The organism is Magnetococcales bacterium (assembly GCA_015231175.1).
Taxonomy (GTDB): domain Bacteria; phylum Pseudomonadota; class Magnetococcia; order Magnetococcales; family DC0425bin3; genus HA3dbin3.
The window spans coordinates 52,467-73,419 of record JADGBZ010000010.1 but is presented as its reverse complement, the minus strand read 5'-3'; the positions used below and the strand labels follow the sequence as shown (position 1 = coordinate 73,419).

General features: G+C 53.6%; 12 protein-coding genes and 3 pseudogenes. 6 read left to right on the top strand and 9 right to left on the bottom strand.

The window, feature by feature from the left end; translation table 11 throughout:
• Positions 1-169 precede the first annotated feature (169 nt).
• Entirely contained in the window at positions 170-1,396 is a 1,227-nt protein-coding gene (gene rfaQ, locus HQL63_04045; GenBank protein ID MBF0176003.1) for a putative lipopolysaccharide heptosyltransferase III, read from the bottom strand.
• Between the two features lie 160 nt (positions 1,397-1,556).
• Entirely contained in the window at positions 1,557-2,465 is a 909-nt protein-coding gene (locus HQL63_04040; protein MBF0176002.1) for a glycosyltransferase family 1 protein, read from the bottom strand.
• A gap of 245 nt (positions 2,466-2,710) precedes the next feature.
• On the opposite strand from HQL63_04040, the pseudogene HQL63_04035 reads away from it, so the two are divergent.
• Positions 2,711-3,415, top strand: a pseudogene (locus HQL63_04035) (IS1 family transposase).
• A 14-nt stretch (positions 3,416-3,429) separates the two neighbouring features.
• Here the strand turns inward: HQL63_04035 and HQL63_04030 are convergent.
• From HQL63_04030 to HQL63_04015, 4 genes are all read right to left on the bottom strand, one after another.
• Positions 3,430-4,161 (bottom strand): hypothetical protein, encoded by a 732-nt coding sequence (locus HQL63_04030; GenBank protein MBF0176001.1) that lies wholly within the window; start codon positions 4,159-4,161, stop codon positions 3,430-3,432.
• Between the two features lie 29 nt (positions 4,162-4,190).
• Positions 4,191-5,222, bottom strand: a complete 1,032-nt coding sequence (locus HQL63_04025) for a response regulator (GenBank protein MBF0176000.1) — start codon at positions 5,220-5,222, stop codon at positions 4,191-4,193.
• A gap of 17 nt (positions 5,223-5,239) precedes the next feature.
• On the bottom strand, positions 5,240-7,384 hold the full coding sequence (locus tag HQL63_04020) for a response regulator (GenBank protein ID MBF0175999.1): 2,145 nt from the start codon (positions 7,382-7,384) through the stop codon (positions 5,240-5,242).
• 112 nt (positions 7,385-7,496) lie between these two features.
• A complete protein-coding gene (locus HQL63_04015) occupies positions 7,497-12,179 on the bottom strand; it encodes a PAS domain S-box protein (GenBank protein ID MBF0175998.1) in 4,683 nt (1,560 codons plus the stop codon).
• 587 nt (positions 12,180-12,766) lie between these two features.
• Here HQL63_04015 and HQL63_04010 point away from each other — a divergent pair.
• On the top strand, positions 12,767-14,113 hold the full coding sequence (locus tag HQL63_04010) for a sigma 54-interacting transcriptional regulator (GenBank protein MBF0175997.1): 1,347 nt from the start codon (positions 12,767-12,769) through the stop codon (positions 14,111-14,113).
• 64 nt (positions 14,114-14,177) lie between these two features.
• Here the strand turns inward: HQL63_04010 and HQL63_04005 are convergent.
• Positions 14,178-14,735: pseudogene (locus HQL63_04005) on the bottom strand (transposase).
• Positions 14,736-14,857: 122 nt separating this feature from the next.
• On the opposite strand from HQL63_04005, the pseudogene HQL63_04000 reads away from it, so the two are divergent.
• Positions 14,858-15,049 (top strand): annotated as a pseudogene (locus HQL63_04000) (IS110 family transposase).
• A 62-nt stretch (positions 15,050-15,111) separates the two neighbouring features.
• Here the strand turns inward: HQL63_04000 and HQL63_03995 are convergent.
• Positions 15,112-16,350, bottom strand: a complete 1,239-nt coding sequence (locus HQL63_03995) for a glycosyltransferase family 4 protein (GenBank protein ID MBF0175996.1) — start codon at positions 16,348-16,350, stop codon at positions 15,112-15,114.
• 88 nt (positions 16,351-16,438) lie between these two features.
• Between HQL63_03995 and HQL63_03990 the strand changes: the two genes are divergently transcribed.
• Positions 16,439-16,930 carry a hypothetical protein gene (locus tag HQL63_03990; GenBank protein ID MBF0175995.1) on the top strand — a complete coding sequence of 164 codons (492 nt, stop codon included), beginning with the start codon at positions 16,439-16,441 and terminating at the stop codon, positions 16,928-16,930.
• Positions 16,931-16,943: 13 nt separating this feature from the next.
• Here the strand turns inward: HQL63_03990 and HQL63_03985 are convergent, their stop codons facing one another.
• Positions 16,944-17,942, bottom strand: coding sequence for a hypothetical protein (locus tag HQL63_03985; GenBank protein MBF0175994.1), 999 nt, complete (start codon positions 17,940-17,942; stop codon positions 16,944-16,946).
• Between the two features lie 371 nt (positions 17,943-18,313).
• On the opposite strand from HQL63_03985, the gene HQL63_03980 reads away from it, so the two are divergent.
• Together HQL63_03980 and HQL63_03975 are read left to right on the top strand one after the other, a co-directional pair.
• Entirely contained in the window at positions 18,314-20,539 is a 2,226-nt protein-coding gene (locus HQL63_03980) for a CHASE domain-containing protein (protein MBF0175993.1), read from the top strand.
• A complete protein-coding gene (locus tag HQL63_03975; protein MBF0175992.1) occupies positions 20,539-20,910 on the top strand; it encodes a response regulator in 372 nt (123 codons plus the stop codon). The genes HQL63_03980 and HQL63_03975 overlap by 1 nt, the downstream gene beginning before the upstream one ends.
• Positions 20,911-20,953 lie beyond the last annotated feature (43 nt).

Here is a 20,953-nt window from a genome sequence, read left to right as displayed (position 1 = left end):
AAAGTAACTATTCACCACCCTTGCAAGAAAAGCTTGGACATGAAAGCCTTTGGCAGGGCTTCGCCCCGAACCCCACCAGGACTCTGTCCTGGATCTGCCAGGGAGCCAACCCCCTGGACCCCGATTCATGGTTACCTGAATAATGCCCCGGTTCCGTATTCATGGGCGATTATGGCCCCTGGGGGTCGAGTGGTTCCAGCAGGCGCAAGATGGCCTGGTGGACTGTTTCCACCGGCAACGTGGTCAGGCAATCGCTGACCTTGCCGCCCCCGCATCCATCCATGTTGCAGGGACGACAGGGGTGGCGTGTCGAGGCGACCACTTGCTGGTGGGTACACCAGGGCCCCCAATCCCATTCGCTGCTGGGGCCAAACAGGGCGACGACGGGTGTTCCCACCGCCGCTGCCATGTGCATGGGCGCTGAATCCACACCGACGAACAGCGTGGCGCGTCGGATCATGGCCACCAGTTCGCGCAGGGTCAATTGACCGGCAAGGTTGATCACCCGAGCCTGCATGCGTCCCTGCATGCCTTGAATGTACGCCATCTCCCGGGCATCGGGGGATGCGGTCAGGACCACCGGCAGGCCGGGATGTGTGGCCAACCGGTCCACCAGGGCCGCAGCGCAGGCAGAGGGCCATGCCTTGAACATCCAGCGCGAGGTGGGGTGATAGAGGATGAACCGTCCATCCTCCTGACCCTGGCGGATCATCTCCTGCACCAACTGTTCGGCCCGGGTCTGTTCGGCGTGGCCATCGTAGAGTTGCAGACGGCGCTCTTCCGGTGTGGGATGCACGCCGATGTGACGCAGGCAGTCGAGGTGACGCTCCACATAGTGCCGCCGATACCCCGTGTGCCTCACCAAATGGGTTACCGGATGAATCCATCCTCCCAACAGGGTATTGCCCCCGCGTGCCGAGACAAAGAGGGGAATGCGCGCCAAAAAGGCCAGGGTGGTTGACCGTTCTCCGCCGGTCAGGGAGATGGCCAGGTTGTAACGAGCCTGCCGGATCTGGCGCAGCAGGCGCCATTCGCCGTGTATTCGATGCCAAAGCCCCTTTTGTTTGAGTTGTTGGCGCCGCAAGACGTGCACCACGTTGATGTGTGGATTGTCGGCCAACATCCCTTCTGTTCCCTCGTTGACCAAGGCATCGATGCGCAGATGGGGGTGACGGTTTTGCAACACCGAAAAAACTGGCGTGGTCAGAATCACATCCCCGATGTGGCGTAATAAAATGACCAAAACACGCTGCACCTGCGTCAAATCGATCAGGTCACCATAATTTGCGAGCAGGTCAACCGGGGCCAGAGAGGGCTCAGGCGGTGTGGGGCAGGGAGGGTTGGCAGGAGCGGTCGCGGGTGCGGCGGCATGATCTCCGGGGTCTATGGTAACCATTTATTCACGATCCGGCCACGAATCGGGGTCCAGGGGGCTGGCTCCCTGGTGGGGTTCGGGGCGAAGCCCTGACAAAGGCTGTCATATCCAGGCTTTTTTTGAAAGGGTGGTGAATAGTTGCCCCAGTTTTTCATGCGTTTTTGATGTGGGCCATGCTTGTTCAGGAAAGGGCGCGCAGAATGGCCTGGCAGCGGTGGTCATAGGTGTGCTGGGCCAGGATCAGGGATTGGGCCCGGCGGGCCATGTCGATGGCTTCAAGGGGGTGAGACACATAATGACGCACCTTGTCCAGCGCCTCCTGGTCGCTGGCAAAAGTGGCATAATGCACCCCCACCTCGAACAACTCTTCATAACCCAATCCAGGGTAGGTGTTGGTCAACAGCATGCATTGCCCGTTGGCCATGGTTTCGAAGATGCGCATGTTCATGTCCTGGCCTTTCAGGCCGGTATAGCCGGCGCCCACGTTGAAGCCGACCGTACAACGGGACAACTCCCAGGTGGCCAGTTCACCAAAGCGGCGTCGAAAGTGGAAGTTGGTGGAGAAGCCATGTTTCCGGAACAGCCGTGCAAACTGCCGCCGGTGGGGATAGGGCGCCCCGCACATGCCCACATCGTAGGACGCCGGACCCCAGCAGCGGGAGCGGAGAAAGGCTTGCCGCGCCAATTCGGGGCGGGTGGCGTGGATCCATGGGTCGGCGGCCAGGGGCAGCCAACGGCCCTTCCCCGGAAATTGATCCACGACATGTTTCTGGGCCACCCAAACGTCGTGGAAGCCACAATCCGCCACATATTTCTTGTGTTGTTCCAACTTGTGACACGAGTCGATGCTGACATAGCCTTTGCGACCGGCATATTCCGGCAGACCGGGAAAAACGACGGGCATGCCACAATCCACCATCAAGACCAGATCGGCGGGGGGAATCTCGCGAACCGGCTGAGTCAACAGGGTGTGGTCGAAGGGAATTTCCACCAGATCCACGCCCTGGCGTGCCATGGCCAGACAATACAACCGGGAAGCGGTGTGATGCTCCAGGGTGCGGAACATGACAATTTTTTTGCGACCGGACATGGGGTTGTGTCTCCAGGTGGGGGAACATTCGGCAGGCGGCAAGGTTCCGATACCCATCATTTGATCATGCTGCCGGATCCAAGTCCAGAGGTCTCGATTCAGCACCCAGGGCAGGCGCGTAGTGCCTCACAGGTAAGGATGGACTCAACGTTATGATTTGATGTAAAAATCATGTTTCCGATATGGAGGTCGGAGACATGGGATGGATAGCGATTGCGGCCATTTTGAATTGGCTCAAAGATCGGTTGGTTTGTCCCAGTTGCGGAGGGGTCTTCATCGTGAAAAATGGACTCACAAGGCATGGTGACCAAAATTTCAAATGTCGAGATTGTGGGAGGCAATTTGTTGAAAATCCTAAAAATATCCGGATTAGTGAAGAAGCCATACAATTGATTGATCGATTACTCCTTGAACGAGTCTCATTGGCAGGTATTGCCAGAGTTTCTGGTGTTTCTGAAGGTTGGCTACAAGCGTATGTCAATAGCAAATTCGAGTCAATTCCTCGCAAGATGGAACATATTGGAATCAAAGGGAAACTTACCATAGAATGTGACGAGATGTGGTCGTTTGTGCAAAATAAAGACAATAAACAATGGATTTGGTTGGCAATAGATGTGATTTCCAAGCGAATTGTAGGTGTCTTTGTTGGAGCGCGAGACCGGAATGGAGCAAGATCTTTTTGGAATTCACTCCCCTCCGTTTACCGTCAGTGTGCTGTTTGTTATACTGATTTCTGGTCTTCATATGAAACTGTGATTCCAGAAAAGCGTCACAAAGCAGTCGGAAAAGACAGTGGTAAAACCAATAATATTGAACGTTTCAATAATACCATGCGACAACGAGTTTCACGTTTGGTGTGAATGACTCTATCTTTTTCGAAGAAACTCGTGAACCATATCGGCGCAATTTGGTATTTTATCCATGACTACAATGCATCCTTACCTGTGTAGGACTACGCAACAGGTCAAGAGTTGACACCACCCCATTTTCTATCCCTGGTCGTGTTGTCTCTTTTCTGCCCCTTTATTTTTGCCAGGGCCAATATATGTCCCACGTTACGATGGTCAGTTGTCTTTGAGGACGGCGATTTTTTCCTGGAAACGGCTGCCAAACGACGGAGCAGTTCCAACCCCACAGGGGGATTTCCCTTCGAGGCAACGCACACTAAACAGGCTGTCTCGTAGTCGAATTTGGCACATATCTTCGAAACCATTTCCTCTCTGGAGGGAGGTTGCAAAAATGCGTCATGGCTGGAAGCAGCAGCTTCGATAAGATCCCAACCGATTCCGAAAAAATCCACGAACGACAGCAGGGGGCCATTCATGTCAGCAAGGCCGACAGGCAGAGGTGGTTCCATGGAATCGTTGCTCAAAACTCCCTCCTGTGCCGCTAATAGCCATCCCAAATAGAGAACTCGCAGATCACCTCGGATCAGGTCTGTTCGTACCAGAGCCGGATCAATCATGCGTCCCTGGCCATGTTTGCCCCATTTCCAATCCTTGCCGCCATCTTCGTTGCGAAAGTAATCCAGGATGAGATATCCATCGGCCTCTCTGACGGATGCGTTATGGCCAGGGCAGTAACGCCTTGCCAGGGATAAATCCAGAAACTGTTCAGGAATGCACATCTGAAATCGGCGGGATCCCCATGCGTCCATATCACCATCAACAGCAAAAACCATCTGATTATTGCCCATTATTTTCCTCCCTGATCAACTTCATGATCTCAGACTTGCACCATGTCTGAGAGGGCATCCTTGACTTTCAGTATTTCAGGAATAATCCCAACGAACACGCGCACCATGCTGGGATCGAAAGCAGATCCGGAACATCGCTGGATTTCATCCACCGCATCCTCCACGCTCCAAGGTTGTTTATAAGGACGTTTGGAAGTAAGGGCATCAAACACATCGGTCAGGCTGCAAATGCGACCCATGACAGGAATATTCTCTCCTGCCAAACCGTAGGGATAGCCTTGACCATCCCATCTCTCGTGGTGAGTCAGAGAAATCATGTGGGCAGTACGCAGCAGCAGAGAGGGGTCTTCATCCAACAGTTTTCCTCCCAAGATGGTGTGCTGTTTCATGATGGCAAACTCATCGATGGACAGCTTTCCCGGTTTCAGGAGGATAGCGTCGGGGATACCGATTTTGCCCACATCATGCATGGGGGAGGCATGAAGCAGCAGATCCTGGTCGAAAGGAGAGAAACCAAGAGCACGTCCCAATATACTAGAGTACTGGCTCATGCGCAGAATATGGAGGCCGGTTTCGTTGTCCCGATATTCCGCCGCCTGTCCCAGACGCCGGATGATCTCCATACGGGTGCGAGTCAGATCCATTTTGCTCTCTGCCAAGGCCTGGGCGGTGTGGGCGGCCCGCAGGATGTAACGCACTCGATGACCAAGCAATACCCAGTTGACGGGTTTGGTAATGAAATCAGTGGCTCCCACCTGATAGGCATGATCGATCGAAGCCAGATCATCCAGGCTGGTGGCCAGGACGACGGGCAGGTGCGCCATCTGTTGGCGAATGGTCCGGCACAAGGTAAATCCATCCATCCTGGGCATTACCACGTCAGAGATTACCATGTCCGGATGTTCCTTCTGAACCAACTCCCAGCCATCCACCCCGTTCTCCGCTTCTATCACCAGAAAACCGCTTTGCTCCAAGGCCGCTCGCATGAACACTGTTTGCGCGGACTCGTCATCCACGACCAACACCAAGGGATTGGCCAATTCATCGATCAGTTCATGCATGGTGATCAACCTCCGGGTCATGCAGCAAGGAATTCATTCAGTGCCTGTTGAGCTTCGCCAAAGGTCGGGGCGAGTTGTTGAAAATGCCGTTGCACCAGGGCCAGGTCGGCGTGATTCACCTCCATGGCTCGTGCCAATTCAGCCAGACGGGCAACGCCCATGGTAAGGCTGGATGATTTCAGGGCATGGGCGGCGACCCGCACTCCTTCGGAATCGTTTGTCGTCAGGGCCTTTTCCAATTCAGAGAACAGAATCGGCGTCTGCATCAGGTATCTTGTAGCTACCTTGGTCAACAAGCCTGGATTACCCTGCCTGACCAGTTTCAGAATGTGGCCCAGGGTGACAAGGTCCAAAACAGGAAGCACGGCGGACCCAACCTCTCCTGGTTCGGGGGTAAGCATGGGAGATGGTGGCGCACCGTCCCTTCCGCTTGTAAAGGGCAGCCAACGTTGCAGGATGACCCCCATATCTTCCTGGCTGAATGGTTTCCGGATGAAGTCGTCCATCCCCGCCGCACGGCATTGCTGGCGGCTTTGTTCCATGACGTGGGCGGTCAAGGCGATGATGGGAGTGCGTGGCTTGCCCGCTTTTGATTCCCATTGACGCAAACGCATGGTGGTCTCGAAACCATCCATGATGGGCATTTCGCAATCCATGAAGATGGCATCGAAGGGGATGGTCGCCTTGACCATGGCAGCCAAAGAGTGCTGGCCGTTGTTGGCGACCGTCACCTGGCAGCCAAACAACTCCAGGGTCGCCACTGCCACTTCCTGGTTGACCAGGTTGTCTTCCACCAGCAGGATGCGACCCTGACAACGGAAATTATCCGGGATGGGCGGTTGAAGGGTTTCCTGCCATGCGGCGATTTTCTCTTGATCCCCCGCCAGTTGCTTGCCAAAACGGGCAGTGAACCAGAAGGTTGAACCCTGGCCGGAGACGCTCTCCACCCCCAATTCCCCGTCCATCATGATTACCAGTTGCTTGGTAATCGCCAATCCCAGACCGGTGCCGCCGAACTTGCGTGAGATCGAAGGATCTGCCTGGGAAAAGGCCTGGAACATCCGACTTTGATAGTCGGGAGTCATGCCGATCCCAGTGTCGGTCACCTGGCAACGCAAGAGGCAATCCGCATCCCGCTCCTCCAGGCCATTCACCGTCACCCGGACGGAACCCTGTTCGGTAAATTTGAGGGCATTGCCCACCAAGTTGAACAGGATCTGACTGAGGCGATATGGATCACCCAGGAGATGACGATGAACCCCGGGGTTAATCTGAATGTCCAGGGCCACTCCCTTGGCCTTGGCTCGTTCGACGAACATGGCAGCCACGTCCCGGATCACATCTTCCAGGTGGAACCGCAGCAGTTCCAGGGCCAGGTGACCTGCCTGAATCTTGGAGAGGTCCAGGATATCGTTGATGATGCGCAGCAAGGTGCGACCAGAGCGGTGAATGGTCGAGATGTAATGGCGTTGCTGGTCGGTCAGGGGTGTGCAGAGGACCAGATCGGCCATGCCCAGCACCCCGTTCATCGGCGTGCGGATCTCGTGGCTCATGGCAGAGAGAAAGTCGGCCTTGGCCCGGTTGGCGATTTCCGCATCTTCCTTGGCCTGTTTCAATTGTTCCTCCCAGTGTCGGCGCATCACAAATTCATGCACATTGTCCGCCACCTCCTGAAGTTGCTGGACGTCGTTATCATTGTAGGGATCGACTTTGTTGCACACTGCCAGGATCTTGCATATCCTGCCCTCTTCCACTACTGGGACGCCCAAGTACCGAGAAACTGGAAAGTGTCCATCAGGGAGACCCTTCCGATTCGCCAGAGACAGATAATCGTTGTAGACCACCGGACGCAATTGTCGTGCACAATCGGCCCATGCCCCAGCCTCGGCCAGGGGATTGGGAATCCGGCTCGGTATGGAGCAAAGTTGTTGCGAACCCTTGCTCCAGGAAACTTGGGCAAAGGTGTTTTGATCCTCGTTGAACAGGATTAGAAAACCGGCTTGGCTGTGGGTGAGGATCACGGCGATCTCCAAGGCTTGGTCACACAGTTCCTGCATGTTGAGCTCACGTGCTCGGCGGTTCAGTTCCATCAACAGACGAAGACGTTCTGCGTTGGCCGCTTGGAGGGCATGGGCGGCATGAACTTGCAGCAGGTGGTGCATACGCTGGTGCAATACCTCAACAGATCCTTTCCTTGATGAATTTTCTCCCCGACAGTCAAAAAGGGCGCCCGATGCACATGGTCCGTAAAATCCTGAAAACCCAGCGTCCACTTCATTTCTGCTCCTCTATCTCACATCTGGCAGCGAGCAAGGGTTCCTGATGCGCACAGTTCGCCTCAACATTGGGGTCCAGTTGCAATGGGACTTTTTTCTTCCTTGGTCGATGGTGCGAACGATTGGTGATGGGAGTGGCGGTACCCTGTGCTTCTTCCACGACACCATTCGCTGAGTCATAAACTGGGACTGGGTGACCTGCTGCCACCTCATCCACGTCACCCAGTACGGCGTAGCGATTCAGCGCCGACAGCAGCGCCAGTTTCTTGATGGGCTTGGTGAGATGATCATCGCACCCGGCTGCCAAGCTCTCTTCCTTTTTTCCAATGGCTGCATGGGCGCTTAGAGCAATGATAATCAAAGGGGAACGCCCTTCTTCTCTTTCCCACTGGCGAATGGCTCGGGTAGCCGTATAACCGTCCATGTTGGGCATTTGGATATCCATCAACACCAGGTCGAACGACTCTTCGTGTACACGCGCCACCGCTTCGATGCCGTCATTGACCATGACCAACTGATGGGACGAATTTTTCAGGTAAATTTGGAACAGGGCTTGATTGTCAGGCGAGTCCTCCACCAGCAGTATGCGCAGGCTCCGATTCGGGATATCCAAGGCATCATGTGCCTGCGAGGTCGGGAGAGTGGATGCTTCAGCGATGCGTATCGGCAAAGTAAAAAAGAAGGTGCTTCCCCGCTTTTCTTCACTCTCTACCCATAGACGTCCTCCCATCAACTCCACGAGCCGACGGGAGATGGCCAGCCCCAACCCGGTTCCGCCAAATCGCCGGGTTATTCTGGAATCTGCCTGGGTAAATAGACTGAAGATGTGCTCCAGATGGTGTGTGGCAATACCAATGCCTGTGTCGGAAACGGAGAAAAGAAAGGTGTCCCGTTCCTGAGGATGGAAACCCAGGTGAACTTTGATCTGACCATGGTCGGTGAATTTGGCAGCATTACCGATCAGGTTGACGAGAACCTGGCGAACTCGGCTATCATCTCCCAAAATGGCATCGGGGATTTGTCCGACAATACTCGCTACTAGATTATTGCTCTTTTGCTCGGCAGAGAGCTGCATCATTTGGATCGTATCATTCACAACGATGCCGGGCGAAAATGGAATGTCAACTAGTGTGAATTGACCAGACTCAATCCGGGAGAAATCCAGAACATCGTTGATGATTCCCAAAAGCGCACCTCCTGAACGGTGCATCATCTCCACATAGCGACGCTGATTTTGATCCAAATCGGTTTCCAGCAAGATATCGCTCATGCCCAGCACGACATTCATGGGGGTACGAATTTCATGGCTCATTGTTGCCAAAAACTCACTCTTGGCTTGAGTGGCCTTTTCTGTTTGCTCCTTGGCTTGGCACAGGTCCATCTCCCTCTTCCTGCGATTGGTAATGTCCCGGAAGGCCACGACGGCTCCTTTCACCTTACCGTTGACTATAGGTGATGCGGTCATGGAAACTGGAAATCCGGTCCCATCCCGGTGCCAGAGCCATTCTCCCTCCGAAGTGGCTATGATTTTTTGAGTCAGCACAGCGTGCAACAGACAATCAGTGGCGAGAACGGGAGTACCGTCGGCTTTGGTATGGTGGAAGAGAAGTTGGGAATTTTTTCCCAATACATCCTCTTCCCGCCAACCCAACATGGTCAGGGCAGTGGGGTTGATGAAGGTGATCCGTCCATGCAGGTCAATGACATACAGACCCTCAGCCAAGGTGGAGGTGATTTCCCTCAACCTCAGTTCGTTTTCTCGCAACGCCTCATCAATACGACTTTGATCGGTGATGTCATAGAAGATGCCGCTTAGGCCCCATATCTCCCCTGCCTTGTCGTAAATCGGACGCTTGGCTTCCAGGTAAACCCGCTCTTTGCCAATACTTAGTGGAGTAACCTTTGTGGTTTCATTGGTTGTTTCGCCATGTTCCAGGACACGTTTATCAATGGATGCGATCTGCTCCAATGTGGCGCCAGAGGAATAAAATCTTTCATCCCCTGACTCGATCAACCCTTCGGCAGAACACTGGAAAAGTTCAAGAGCTAAGCGATTCGCATAGATATATCTCCGTTGGCGATTTTTAATGTAAATATGGGCCTCGATATTATCCATGATGTCAGAAAACATTTTATTTTTCGTCAATTCCTCGCGAAGGGCATCCTCTGTTTGTTTGCGTTCGGTAATATTCAGTAACGTGCCAAAGAACCGTTCCACCTGGCCGGAATCATTGCGAATGGCCTGAACATTGAAGACGATATCCACGATTTGGCCATTCTTGCGGAGAAATCTTGAGTCCATGGAACAGTTGTCGGATTTGCCCTGCATAATATCAAGAAAACATTCCAGGATACCTTCCAAGTCATGGGGGTGAATCATCTCGGCCCAGGTGAGTTGGATAAGTTCTTCCTTGGTGTAACCAAACATTTGGCAAAGATAGTTATTGACCATCTTCCATCGTCTGGTACGAGGACAGGTGATGGCCATACCGATAAGGGGCAGATCGTAGAACAGACGCAGCTCCTCTGCCTGTTGGCGCATGATCATCTCGGTTGCCCTGTGCTCGGTTATGTCGCTTGCGGTGGCATAGATGAGATTTCCAACCAGGATTGAACGCCACTCCAGCCATCGGAAATTGCCACCTTTGCAATAGAAGCGGTTGACGAAGCTGCCGATTGGATTTTGATTGTTTTGTGCAACAAGCGATTGTTTGGTGGATTCAACATCCTCTGCATGGATGAATGCGATAAACGGTTTAGTGGTCAGTTCTTCCATTGGATACCCAAACAATTTTTCCCAGGCTGGATTGATCCACAGGAAATTGCCGTCAGTATCCGCAATGCATAAAAGGTCGTCAACATGGGAAAATGATTGATCAAATTCCATTGTCAACTGTTTCTTTTCGCTGATCTCCCTATAAATTGAAATCCAACCCTTTCCGAACGCCGGATGCTCAAACAATGAAGCAGTTACATGACACCAGAAAACGGAACCGTTCCTCTTTTGACTGCGGGTTTCTCCAGCCCACACACCATTTTTATTGAGTGATTTGATCATCTCTGCTGACATTTCCTGGGGTATTTGATCAGCAGGCGCATTAACAGTTCTAAAATTTTTCCCAATCATCTCGTCTGGATCATAGTCAAACAATTTTCCGAAACTGGCATTGGCGTAGAATATCGACTCGTCCATGGCATTGACGAGGATAACACCTTCTTCCCTGTTGAGAAGTATGGCCTCATGTTGGATCACCTTACTTGCGATCCCGACTCTCTTTCCGCGTTCCTGGAACCTTTCAATGAGTTGTGCGCAAGCCAACATCACCGGTCCCAGGTACGCATCTACCAAGGCCATATCGTAACCGGGTTGGCGATTGGCTATCCCCATCACACCCACGACCTTCTCCCCCTGCTTAATAGGCATGCCCAGAAATGTATTGAGCACAGGATGATCAGGTGGCAGATCACAGCTGCGAGGATCGTTGGCCGGGTCGTTGGCGATCACCGGTACACCACTGGCCAGTGCTGCGACATGCAACCCGCGCATTTTGGCAAAACAGATTCCGGACAGGTCATTGGCCTCGTAATACTCCCTGCTATCCTTGTTCCAGGCCATGTTGGAAATGGCCAATGCATGAAGGTAGGAATCACCTTTATCATCTTTTCTTGTTTCGGCGATAAAACCGTAAACACTGTTCGTTAGTTTCAGAATTTCAAGGAGAAGAGTATGAAAGAGTGTGTCCGGGTTTTGGTCTTCAATGTACAGGCTCTGGATACGGTTGATGCAATCTACTTGCACTTGCAGCTTGTTTCTGGTGACCAGGAGTTCCTCTTCGATGCCCTTTCGGTCAGTTATATCCTGGACGTGCAACACAAAATTGGCTGGTTTGTCACTTTCACTGTTGACCCGAACCGTGGAGACGCTCAATAACACCCAGACAACGTGGCCATCCTTGTGAACGTAGCGCCTTTCCATCTGGTAGGTGGGTAAGGTGCCCGATTGCATGAGGCGCACACAGGCTAACTCGGTGTCCAGGTCACTGGTGTGGATGATGGTTTGAAAATCGATGTTCAACAGCTCTTTTTCTTCATAGCCGACGATTGCACACAGGGCACGGTTGACCTTGAGAAATTTGCCAGCTGGTGAAACCAAGGCCATACCATGGACAGCAGTCTCGAAAATACCCCGGAAGCACGTCTCACTCTGGTTGAGCATGACCTCTCTTTGTTGGCTTGTCTCCTCCGCAATTTCGCAGCGTTTGATGTGTTCCTCCAAAAGGGTATTCCGTTTCCCCATTTCTCGCAGCGCCCACCTCAACGTCAAGTGGGTCGTCACCCGTGCCAGAACCTCCTCCGCCCTGAGGGGCTTGGTGACAAAGTCCACACCTCCAGCCTCGAAAACGCTATTTTTGTCGTCCTGGTTGGCCTGATCGCTGATGAAAATGATCGGGACATTGGCATCCGGTTTGATGGCCTTTATTTGGCTGCAAACATCGTATCCATTGATCTCTGACATCTTAACGTTCAGCAGCACCAGATCGGGTATTGAGGTTCGGAAAAAGGCGATGGCTAGCCTGGCTGTGGGAGCAAGATGTACGGCGTGACCCTTGGCCTCCAATGTCCTGGAGAAAAAGGACAGCGTATTCGGATCGCTGTCCACGACCAGAATGGTGGCTACCATGAGCATATTTATAGACAATTTTAAAGGCCTCATTCCGTGAGAATCAAGATCCCAGCCGTGGATATTTCAAAGAATACTTTTAAGAAAAACATCCATGATTATTCAATCTAAAAGCATAATGCATGCCAAGCATAAAATAAAAAATTTTGCTCTGCATGTAATCATCTACAAAAGTCGAAGAATAGCTCAATTAGCGCCTGAGTAATTGATACATTATGTTATGAATTGACGTGTTGTGTTATATTTGCATGGCCGGTTAAATACGTGGTTTGTTGAAAATTAAAAGGAATATATTTTTTTAAAGGTTAATCATGGAATTATTATATACATAGATATTTCTTGGCGTTTATTTTGCTTGTTTATATTTGCGTATAAATGACATGGCAAAAAAATGAATGTGGTTTCCTTGGTTCACACTGTTAAACGCTGTACTTTTGTTTCAAAATAAGGGACACTTTGTAACATGAAACAAAGTGATTCAAATTTATTTTGAAACATGTGGGGCATCTGTGGATTTCAATGAGTGTGAACGCCTCCGGGGAGAACAGGAGATGCTGAAAAATCGCATGGATGCCGTTTTCTAGGGTGTGGATGATGCCATCGTCGCCATAGACGAAGGATGGCGTATCATTCAGGTCAACGACGCGGCTGCTCGTCTTTTTAGGCTTAGCCCCTCATCCATGAATCAGTTGTTGCGGGATGAAATCGCTTGGCTTTTTTCCAGGATTGAACCCCTGTTGCAACAAGCACGGAAAGAGGGTGAAGGCAAACGTGCGGTACGCATGGTCGTCATGAATGAGGATGGCACGGAACGTGTTTTGAATTGTACAGCCTCACTTTTCCATGATCCTGTGCAAAAAACACAGGGAATGATCCTGGTGGTGCGGGATGAAAGTCGCTTGGCCATGCTGGAACGGGAAACCAAAACACGCCAGGGTTATCACGGACTGGTGGGTTCCAGTCTGTCCATGCAAGGGGTCTACGATCTGATCGAACGACTGGCTGAGGTTGATTCCACCGTACTCATTACGGGTGAAACAGGTACCGGCAAGGAACTGGTGGCCCGTGCCCTGCACGACGCCAGCCCCCGATGCCATCGTCCCTTCGTGGCGGTCAATTGCGCTGCTCTGCCTGTTGGTCTGTTGGAAAGCGAGTTGTTCGGCCATGTACGCGGGGCCTATACCAACGCCATACGTGACAAACCAGGCCGTTTTAAATTGGCCGATGGTGGTACCATATTCCTGGACGAGATTGGCGACCTTCCCCTGGACATGCAGGTAAGGTTTCTTCGCGTCTTACAGGAGAAGGTTTTCGAGGCAGTGGGCGACAGTCAGCCCATCCAGGTGGATGTGCGAGTGGTAACTGCCACCAACCGCGATTTGCGGAAACGGATCCAGGAAGGGATTTTTCGCGAGGATCTTTACTACCGACTCAAGGTGGTGGAAATGCACCTGCCACCGCTGCGGGAGCACAAGGTCGACCTGCCCGCACTGATCGACCACTTTCTGGCAAAATTCAACACAAGCATGAAGCGTTCGGTCAAAGGGGTGAGTGAAGAGGTACTGATGACCATCATGGATTACGACTGGCCAGGCAATGTGCGAGAACTGGAACACATGCTGGAGCATGCCATGGTCGTGGCACCACAGTCTATTTTGGCATGGTCCAATCTGCCTGCCGAGTTTCGGGCCCGTCCCCCGCCAATACCAAAACAGCCACAGCTGCCAGTTCGCCAACGCGGACGCCCTTTGAAGAACGGCCATCAACCTGGTGAAGGGCTGGATCGGGACGCCATTTTACAAACTTTAACGGAATCACGATGGCAATTGCAGGTGGCTGCCGTCAAGTTGGGTATCAGTCGCAGCACCTTGTGGCGGCGAATGAAAATCATGGAATTGCATCGTCCAAAAAAGTCAAACAAAAAAGATGTTTAAGTGGAGAAAATAAAAGCAGGAGCCAAGAAAGCGCCTGTAACTCTTGCAAGAATGAAAAACAATTGGAAAAACGCAAGGCGGCGTCCAACGCCAACGCATCCTGGGCATTTACCCAGATCAACTGGGCAGTCTCGAATCCGGGAACCTTGCGCCCTGTGGTGTGATCGTAGTGCCAGCAGACCCCCTCGATCCGGTTTCCCCTCTTCCCTTTAATGGTGGTATCAGCCACCAGGTAGCCGTTGCCGAGATCCAGTTTCCGCCAATGGGGAACGAGTCTCTGGACCAGTGCCCAATGGGCCGTCCTCCAGGGAAAATCGCGCTGCAACAAGCGGTAAAAAGCATCTTTGCCCACATTGAACATCGACAGAAAATGGTCGCGACAGAAAATGTGGATGGAACGCACCTTCAGCAGTGGATGTATGATCAGAAGGACGATCAGGACGGGCAGATCCTTGCCGGAGCGCTTGCTCCATCCATGGCGGGAAAAAATGCCCAAAAAGGCCATTTCCTTGAGGAGATCAAACACGGCGCCATCTACCCCGAATGTCCCGAAAGACCAGGATTTGATGTCATCGATCATGGGGGTGGGCAATGCTGCCTGATTCCTGGTATTCTTATCCATGAGGCCGGCCTTTCTCGTGCTGACATATTGAATTCGCAAGCAATATTTTAGCACAAAAGGGCCAGCCTCACCCGGGTATCTGGCGGAAATCAGGCCACCAAGCCATTTCGCGAACTGCGAAAGTTGAGTACATGAGCACATTGGTGGCCACTCGTTTCAACCCGGTCATACGCCACTTTTATCAACGCCTGGTCGATGCAGGAAAACCCAAAAAGGTAGCACTCACGGCCTGCATGCGGAAGCTCCTAACCATTCTCAACATCATGATAAAAAACATGAAAACATGGACATGCCCCCTAGCAAAAGCTGCTTGACAGTCAAGACAGTTGCTGGATCCCGATTTCTTGCCCCCAATGCGCTGCCTGGTGGTGAATCGTTACGCCTGGATTTCTGCGAGCAGATCCAGGTATTGGGCCAGAACCCGTTCGGGCATGCAGGGGAGGGCGGCCATGCGGCGCCGGGCGGCATCGGCGTCGGGATCGGTGCTGTGGCGTTTCTGGTCCAGAGTTTCGGCAACAGCCGCAGCCCAGGCGGTCGGGCCGGCATCCACTGCAACCACCCGGCCACACGTTGCGGCAGGCAAAACCAGATCGCGCGCCCCCATGCCAGTGCTGATCACAACCGGCAGGCCACAATAGAGCGCCTCGGCCACCACCACGCCGAAGGTCTCCAGCAGGCTGGGAAGCAGCAGCAGATCCGCTGCCGCATAACAAGGGGCCATATCGGCGACCCCTCCCAGAAAGGTCACCTGTTCCGCTATGCCAAGTTGTTGGGCAAGGCGCACATGCCGGGATTGCTCCTTGCGGTCAAAACCGGCAATCAGCAGGCGCACCGCCTGCCCACGCTGCGTCAATTCAGCCACAACGGCCAGCGTGAGGGCCAAACGTTTGATGCGAAAACCCGATCCCACGTGCAATAAAACAGCCTCATTCTCATCCACGCCCAGGGCCGAGCGGGTCTTGTGCCGATCCGCGATCCACTCAGCCGCACTTTTTTGGAAACGGCTGAGATCCACCATGGGTGGAATGACGACGAACCGGTCATCGGGGATAGGATAGAATCGTTGTATTTGTTCCTGCCCCAGACGAGCCATGACGATGATGCGTCCCGCCTGCCGGACCGTATCGGCAAAGATGTGCCCTTCGATGCCACGGATCACCCTGTGCAGGGGGTTGATCGCCATGGAGAGGGCAGCCCGCCAGCCGCCTGTTTGTTGGCGCAGGCGCAACCACTCCGCATGGCAGGCGCTGCCGGCCCGATAAAAGGTCGCTCCCGGCACCCGGGAGAAGGCGATGGCCCGCATGCCGGGATGTTTTTTTAAATGGCTTGCCGCAGCACGGGCGAAGGACCACACCTTGAGCCAGGAACCACCTCGCCACATGGGGATGCGCACCCAGGTCATACCGGATGGTAACGGCCCTCCCCGCCAATCGGCGCACAGCAGGGTGACGTGGCAACCCGCAGCCACCAGGTGCTCCGCCAGAAGGGCAGCCTGGGTCTCATCGCCACCGAAGGGGGTGTAGCGCATGACCACCAGGGTGACATCTTTTTTCATGATACCTGTGGCGATTTCAGCACCTTCGGCAACGATTCGATCTCTGGGAACACACTGCATGGCCGTATCCCAACAAACGTTTGCTTTCCTGTCAGGAGTCGGACAGCCTCCGCAGAGTTATGGATCACTGCCCACGGGAAAGCTGCCGATGAGTATCGACGATCTCAACCTTTTGCGCCAGAAAAAGCGTACCTATGGCAGCGCCTATGAGCAGCATCTTTTTGAGCAATACAAGCTTTGTGTTGAGATGGCGGATCGTGTGAGCGCCAGGCGCGTGATGGCCAACTCGTTTTTCCTGGCTGTTCACACCGCGCTCATTGCGGCATTTGCCGTCTTGCTGAAGGAAAAACTCTTGCAGCCAACCTGGGTAGGCATGCTGCCGTTCGCTGCCGTCATGTTGCTCTGTCTGACCTGGTGGTTCATGGTGCATTCATATCGCCAGTTGAATACCGGGAAATTCAAAGTGATTCATACATTGGAGCAGATGTTGCCGGTTGCCCCATATGATGCCGAATGGGTCGCTTTGGGCGGAGGAAAAAATCCCAGGCTGTACTGGCCGCTGACACACGTTGAAAATGGGGTTCCCATCCTGTTCGTTGTTTTATACCTGCTCTTGGGCATGGCCGTTTTGCGAGGCTGACGCCAGGTGGCCATCAAGCCTGGTGGCCAGGATGTTTGTCCAACAACGCGATGCAATCTTCCGCCAGGCGTTCCGGGCTGAGGTCGTAACACGCCCGATGGCAGTGGTCGCGGGGCTTGGGCAGGTTGAGAATATCCTCGAACAGGTGGCATTGTTGGCGGCAGGGGGGGTGGTAGGCCGGGTTGAACCGGGCGTTTCCCATCTGGAACAGTTCAGGGGGGTTCCACTCGTACCCCTGGAACAGGAGCACGGGTTGGTCGATGGCATTGCAGACGTTGTGGACGCCGCCATCAGAGAGGACCACCAGCCGCGTTGCCTTGAGTCGGGCAGCCATGTCACGAATCGAACCAATGGGGATGAGCTTGTCGCCGATCCCCTCAAACTGCTTCTGTCCCACCTCATAGACCACCAGTGACGGGTCATGGGCCTTGACCAACTGGACAAAGCGCTGCCAGGCCGAACGACGATAGCGCAAACGCTCGTTGTCCAGGCGGCTCTGATCCTGGCGGATGGCGGCAACGTGCAGGGCGATGGCGTTGGGCGCGATTTCCTGGCGCGCCCGCGCCAGCTCTTCGGGAGTCAGGTGGATGCGGGGCCGCAGATCGTCGAAGGCCACAATTTCCGGACCCAACTGGACGGCATAGTTGATGGAAAGGATATTACGCCTGGGATCCTGGATGGTATTCACCAGGTTGTGACCCATGGCCAGGTGGTCAAAGGCGGCTTTTTGCCAATGTGGCCAGATGATGCCATGCCCTCCCCGCCGCTGATACCAACTCCACGCAGACTTGCGGATCAGCTTGCGCGTCAGCCAGGAGGCCGTCACAAACCGGTCCACCCAGGGATCATGGGCAAAAAGGCCAGCGACGACCGCATCGGCCACCACCTCCAGAGTGCCGGGCTGATAGACCTGACGCACTGCCTTGAACAGGGAAGAGAGCATCACCGTATCCCCCAGATTGTAGGGGAAACGCCAACGCGGAAAGAAAAGCTTGAACTTTCTGCCCGTCATCCGGCGACTCTCTATCCTTCTGTAACCATGATGACACCCTTCTTGACCCCAACCTTGGAAACACAGCGAATTGCACAGGCTATCGCAACCCCGGAACCAGTGCAATCCGGAAACGCCTCTCTCTGCGTTTTCTTTTTACTTGCGGAATGCTTGGTGTTTCGTTTACCAATGGTGATGGATATTTGTTTTTTTGAATCTGTTCAGTACTCACCATTCAGCACCCTTTCAAGAAAAGCCCGGGCATGAAAGCCTCTGTCAGGGTTTCGCTTCGAATTTGTCAGGACGCAGTCTCAGGCCTTGCCAGGGCGCCAGCCTCCTGGACCCGATTCGTTTCTTGGCATTGAATGGGTTGCAGAAAGACTGCTTGGCCCATGAAAATCCGGAACTCCATCTCTCCCAATGTGCTCCTGACGGTCAAATGGTTGCTCCTGGTGGTGGCCGTATGGGGAACGTATGCAGGTTGGCATTATCTGCACCAGGAGGCCAAGGTGTATGCCGAGGTGCGGTTTTCCCGGGAAGTTATTGAACATAAATTGTCCATCCAAAACCGCATGCGCACCTATGAACAAATTCTGCGCAGCGGAGTTGGTTTGTTCGACGCCAGTCAGGATGTCAGCCGGCAGGAGTGGCACATGTTTGCCAGGAGTTTGCGCATTGGCGAAAGATTTCCTGGCATCCAGGGGTTTGGCTGGGCCGCTTTCGTGCGCCCGGATGAGCTGGCCGGACATGTGCAGAGCGTGCGCGCCGAAGGTTTTGCCAATTATCACCTTCGCCCTGAAGGCTTGCGGGATATCTATACTTCAATCATTTTTATCGAACCCTTCGACCAACGCAACCAACGTGCTTTTGGCTATGACATGTACACGGAGCCTGTCCGCCGGGCCGCCATGGAGCGTGCCCGCGATACTGGCGAGCCTGCCCTTTCCGGCAGGGTCTTCCTGGTGCAGGAGACGGCAACAAACAAACAGGCTGGCTGTCTGCTTTATCTGCCCGTGTACCGCAAATCCCAGCCGTTGGCCACCATGGCGGAACGCCAGGCTGCCATTCTCGGTTTTGTCTACGCACCGTTCCGTATGAACGACCTCATGCAGGACATCCTGGGCAGCGAACACGAGTTTGTCGCCTTGCGCATCTTCGATGGCCGGGATATTCAGCCGGACAACCTCATGTATGATTCAGCGACTGAGCATACCTCCAGAAGGGTCATGGGAAAGTTTGTACACCGGGAGTCACTGCTCATTTCGGGTCGGGAGTGGACCCTGGAGCTGCAAAGTACGCCGGCATTGGATGCCAGCATGAACCGAAAAGAGCCTGAGATCATTCTGGTCGGAGGCCTGTTGTTCAGCCTTTTGTTGTTCGGTTTCATGGGTAGGGTGACCCATCAGCGCGATCAGGCCGTTGACCAGACCAAAAAAGCCACCGATGCATTGACCGTGAACACTTCCATGACGAAGGCCATCCTGGAGACGGCGGTCAATGCCATCGTCACCATGAATGCAGATCGCCGTATTATCACGTTCAACTTGGCTGCCGAGGAGATGTTTGGGTATACACGAGCCGAGGTCATTGGGGAAAACGTTAAAATGCTCATGCCTGATCCCTACCATGTGCATCACGATGGTTATATCGAGCGGTATATCCGAACCAGGGAATCCCGCATCATCAAGGTCGGCGGTCGGGAGGTGCTTGGCTTGCGCAAGGATGGAACCATTTTTCCGCTCTGGTTGGCCGTGGGTGAGGTTCTGGTTGGCGAGAAGCAGATTTTTGTTGGGTGTATTGTTGATATTACAGAAAGAAAACAAACGGAACACGACCTGTTGGCAGCAAAGGAGGCGGCTGAAAATGCCAATCGGGCCAAGTCCGAGTTTCTCAACATGATGAGTCATGAACTGCGCACGCCACTGACGGTCATTCTGGGCTATCTGCCTCTGCTCACCCGCACGGAAAGCAAGAATCCAACGGCAAAAAAATTGTTTCAGGCCCTTGCCGACAGGCCCGAGGCGGAGTTGCTCGAAAAATTCATGCAGCAGATCGGCAAGATGGCCGGAGAGATGCATCGCAACGGCGAGCATCTGCTCACGCTGATCAATGATCTTCTCGACATAGCCAAAATTGAGTCGGGCAAGTTTGCCATGGATTTTCGCGTGGTTGATGCCGGGGAGATTGTCCGGGGTGTCCTGGATGCCCTGCGTGTCAAGGCAGATGAAAAAAATCTGCGTCTGGCCAACACGCTGGAAAGTCTTCTCGTCATGGCCGATGCGACCCGTCTGCGGCAAATTCTCATCAATCTTATCGGCAATGCCATCAAGTTCACCGACCAGGGCGTGATTCACGTCACTATTGTTCGCTCCGGGAACTTTGCCGAGTTTGCCATCGCCGACACCGGCCAGGGCATTCCCCCCGACGAATTGGAACGCATCTTCGACCGTTTCCACCAGGTGGATCGATCCGCGACACGTCGCGTCGGGGGTTCCGGCCTTGGTTTGACCATTACCAGGAAACTGGTCGACATATCTGGTGGCACGATAACCGTTACCAGCACTCCCGATGCAGGTTCGACATTTCGTTTTACCATTCCACTGGCACAGGTGATGTGATGGCCCATATCCTGATCGTAGATGACCAACCCGATATACGCGCCGTGTTGCGACTTCGCCTTGAATATGCCGACCACACGGTGGAAGAGGCCGAAAATGGCCGGGAGGGTATGGAAAAAACCCTCGCCAACGCCTACGATCTTGTGCTCTTCGATATGCACATGCCGGTCATGGATGGCAGTGAAGCCGTGGTCGCACTGCGCCAGCAGGGGTACACCGGTTGTATCGTCGCGGTAACAGCGGGTGCCATATCCCGGGATGAGCCAAGGGCCATGTTCGGAGGCTGTGACGCCTTGATCTTCAAGCCGGTGGGCGAGGACTTTGAGGAACGGATCGACGAGATATTGCAAAAAAATGGGTACGGGAAGTAAAACGCCACCATCCACCACCTGGCCACGCAATCGGGGTCCAGGG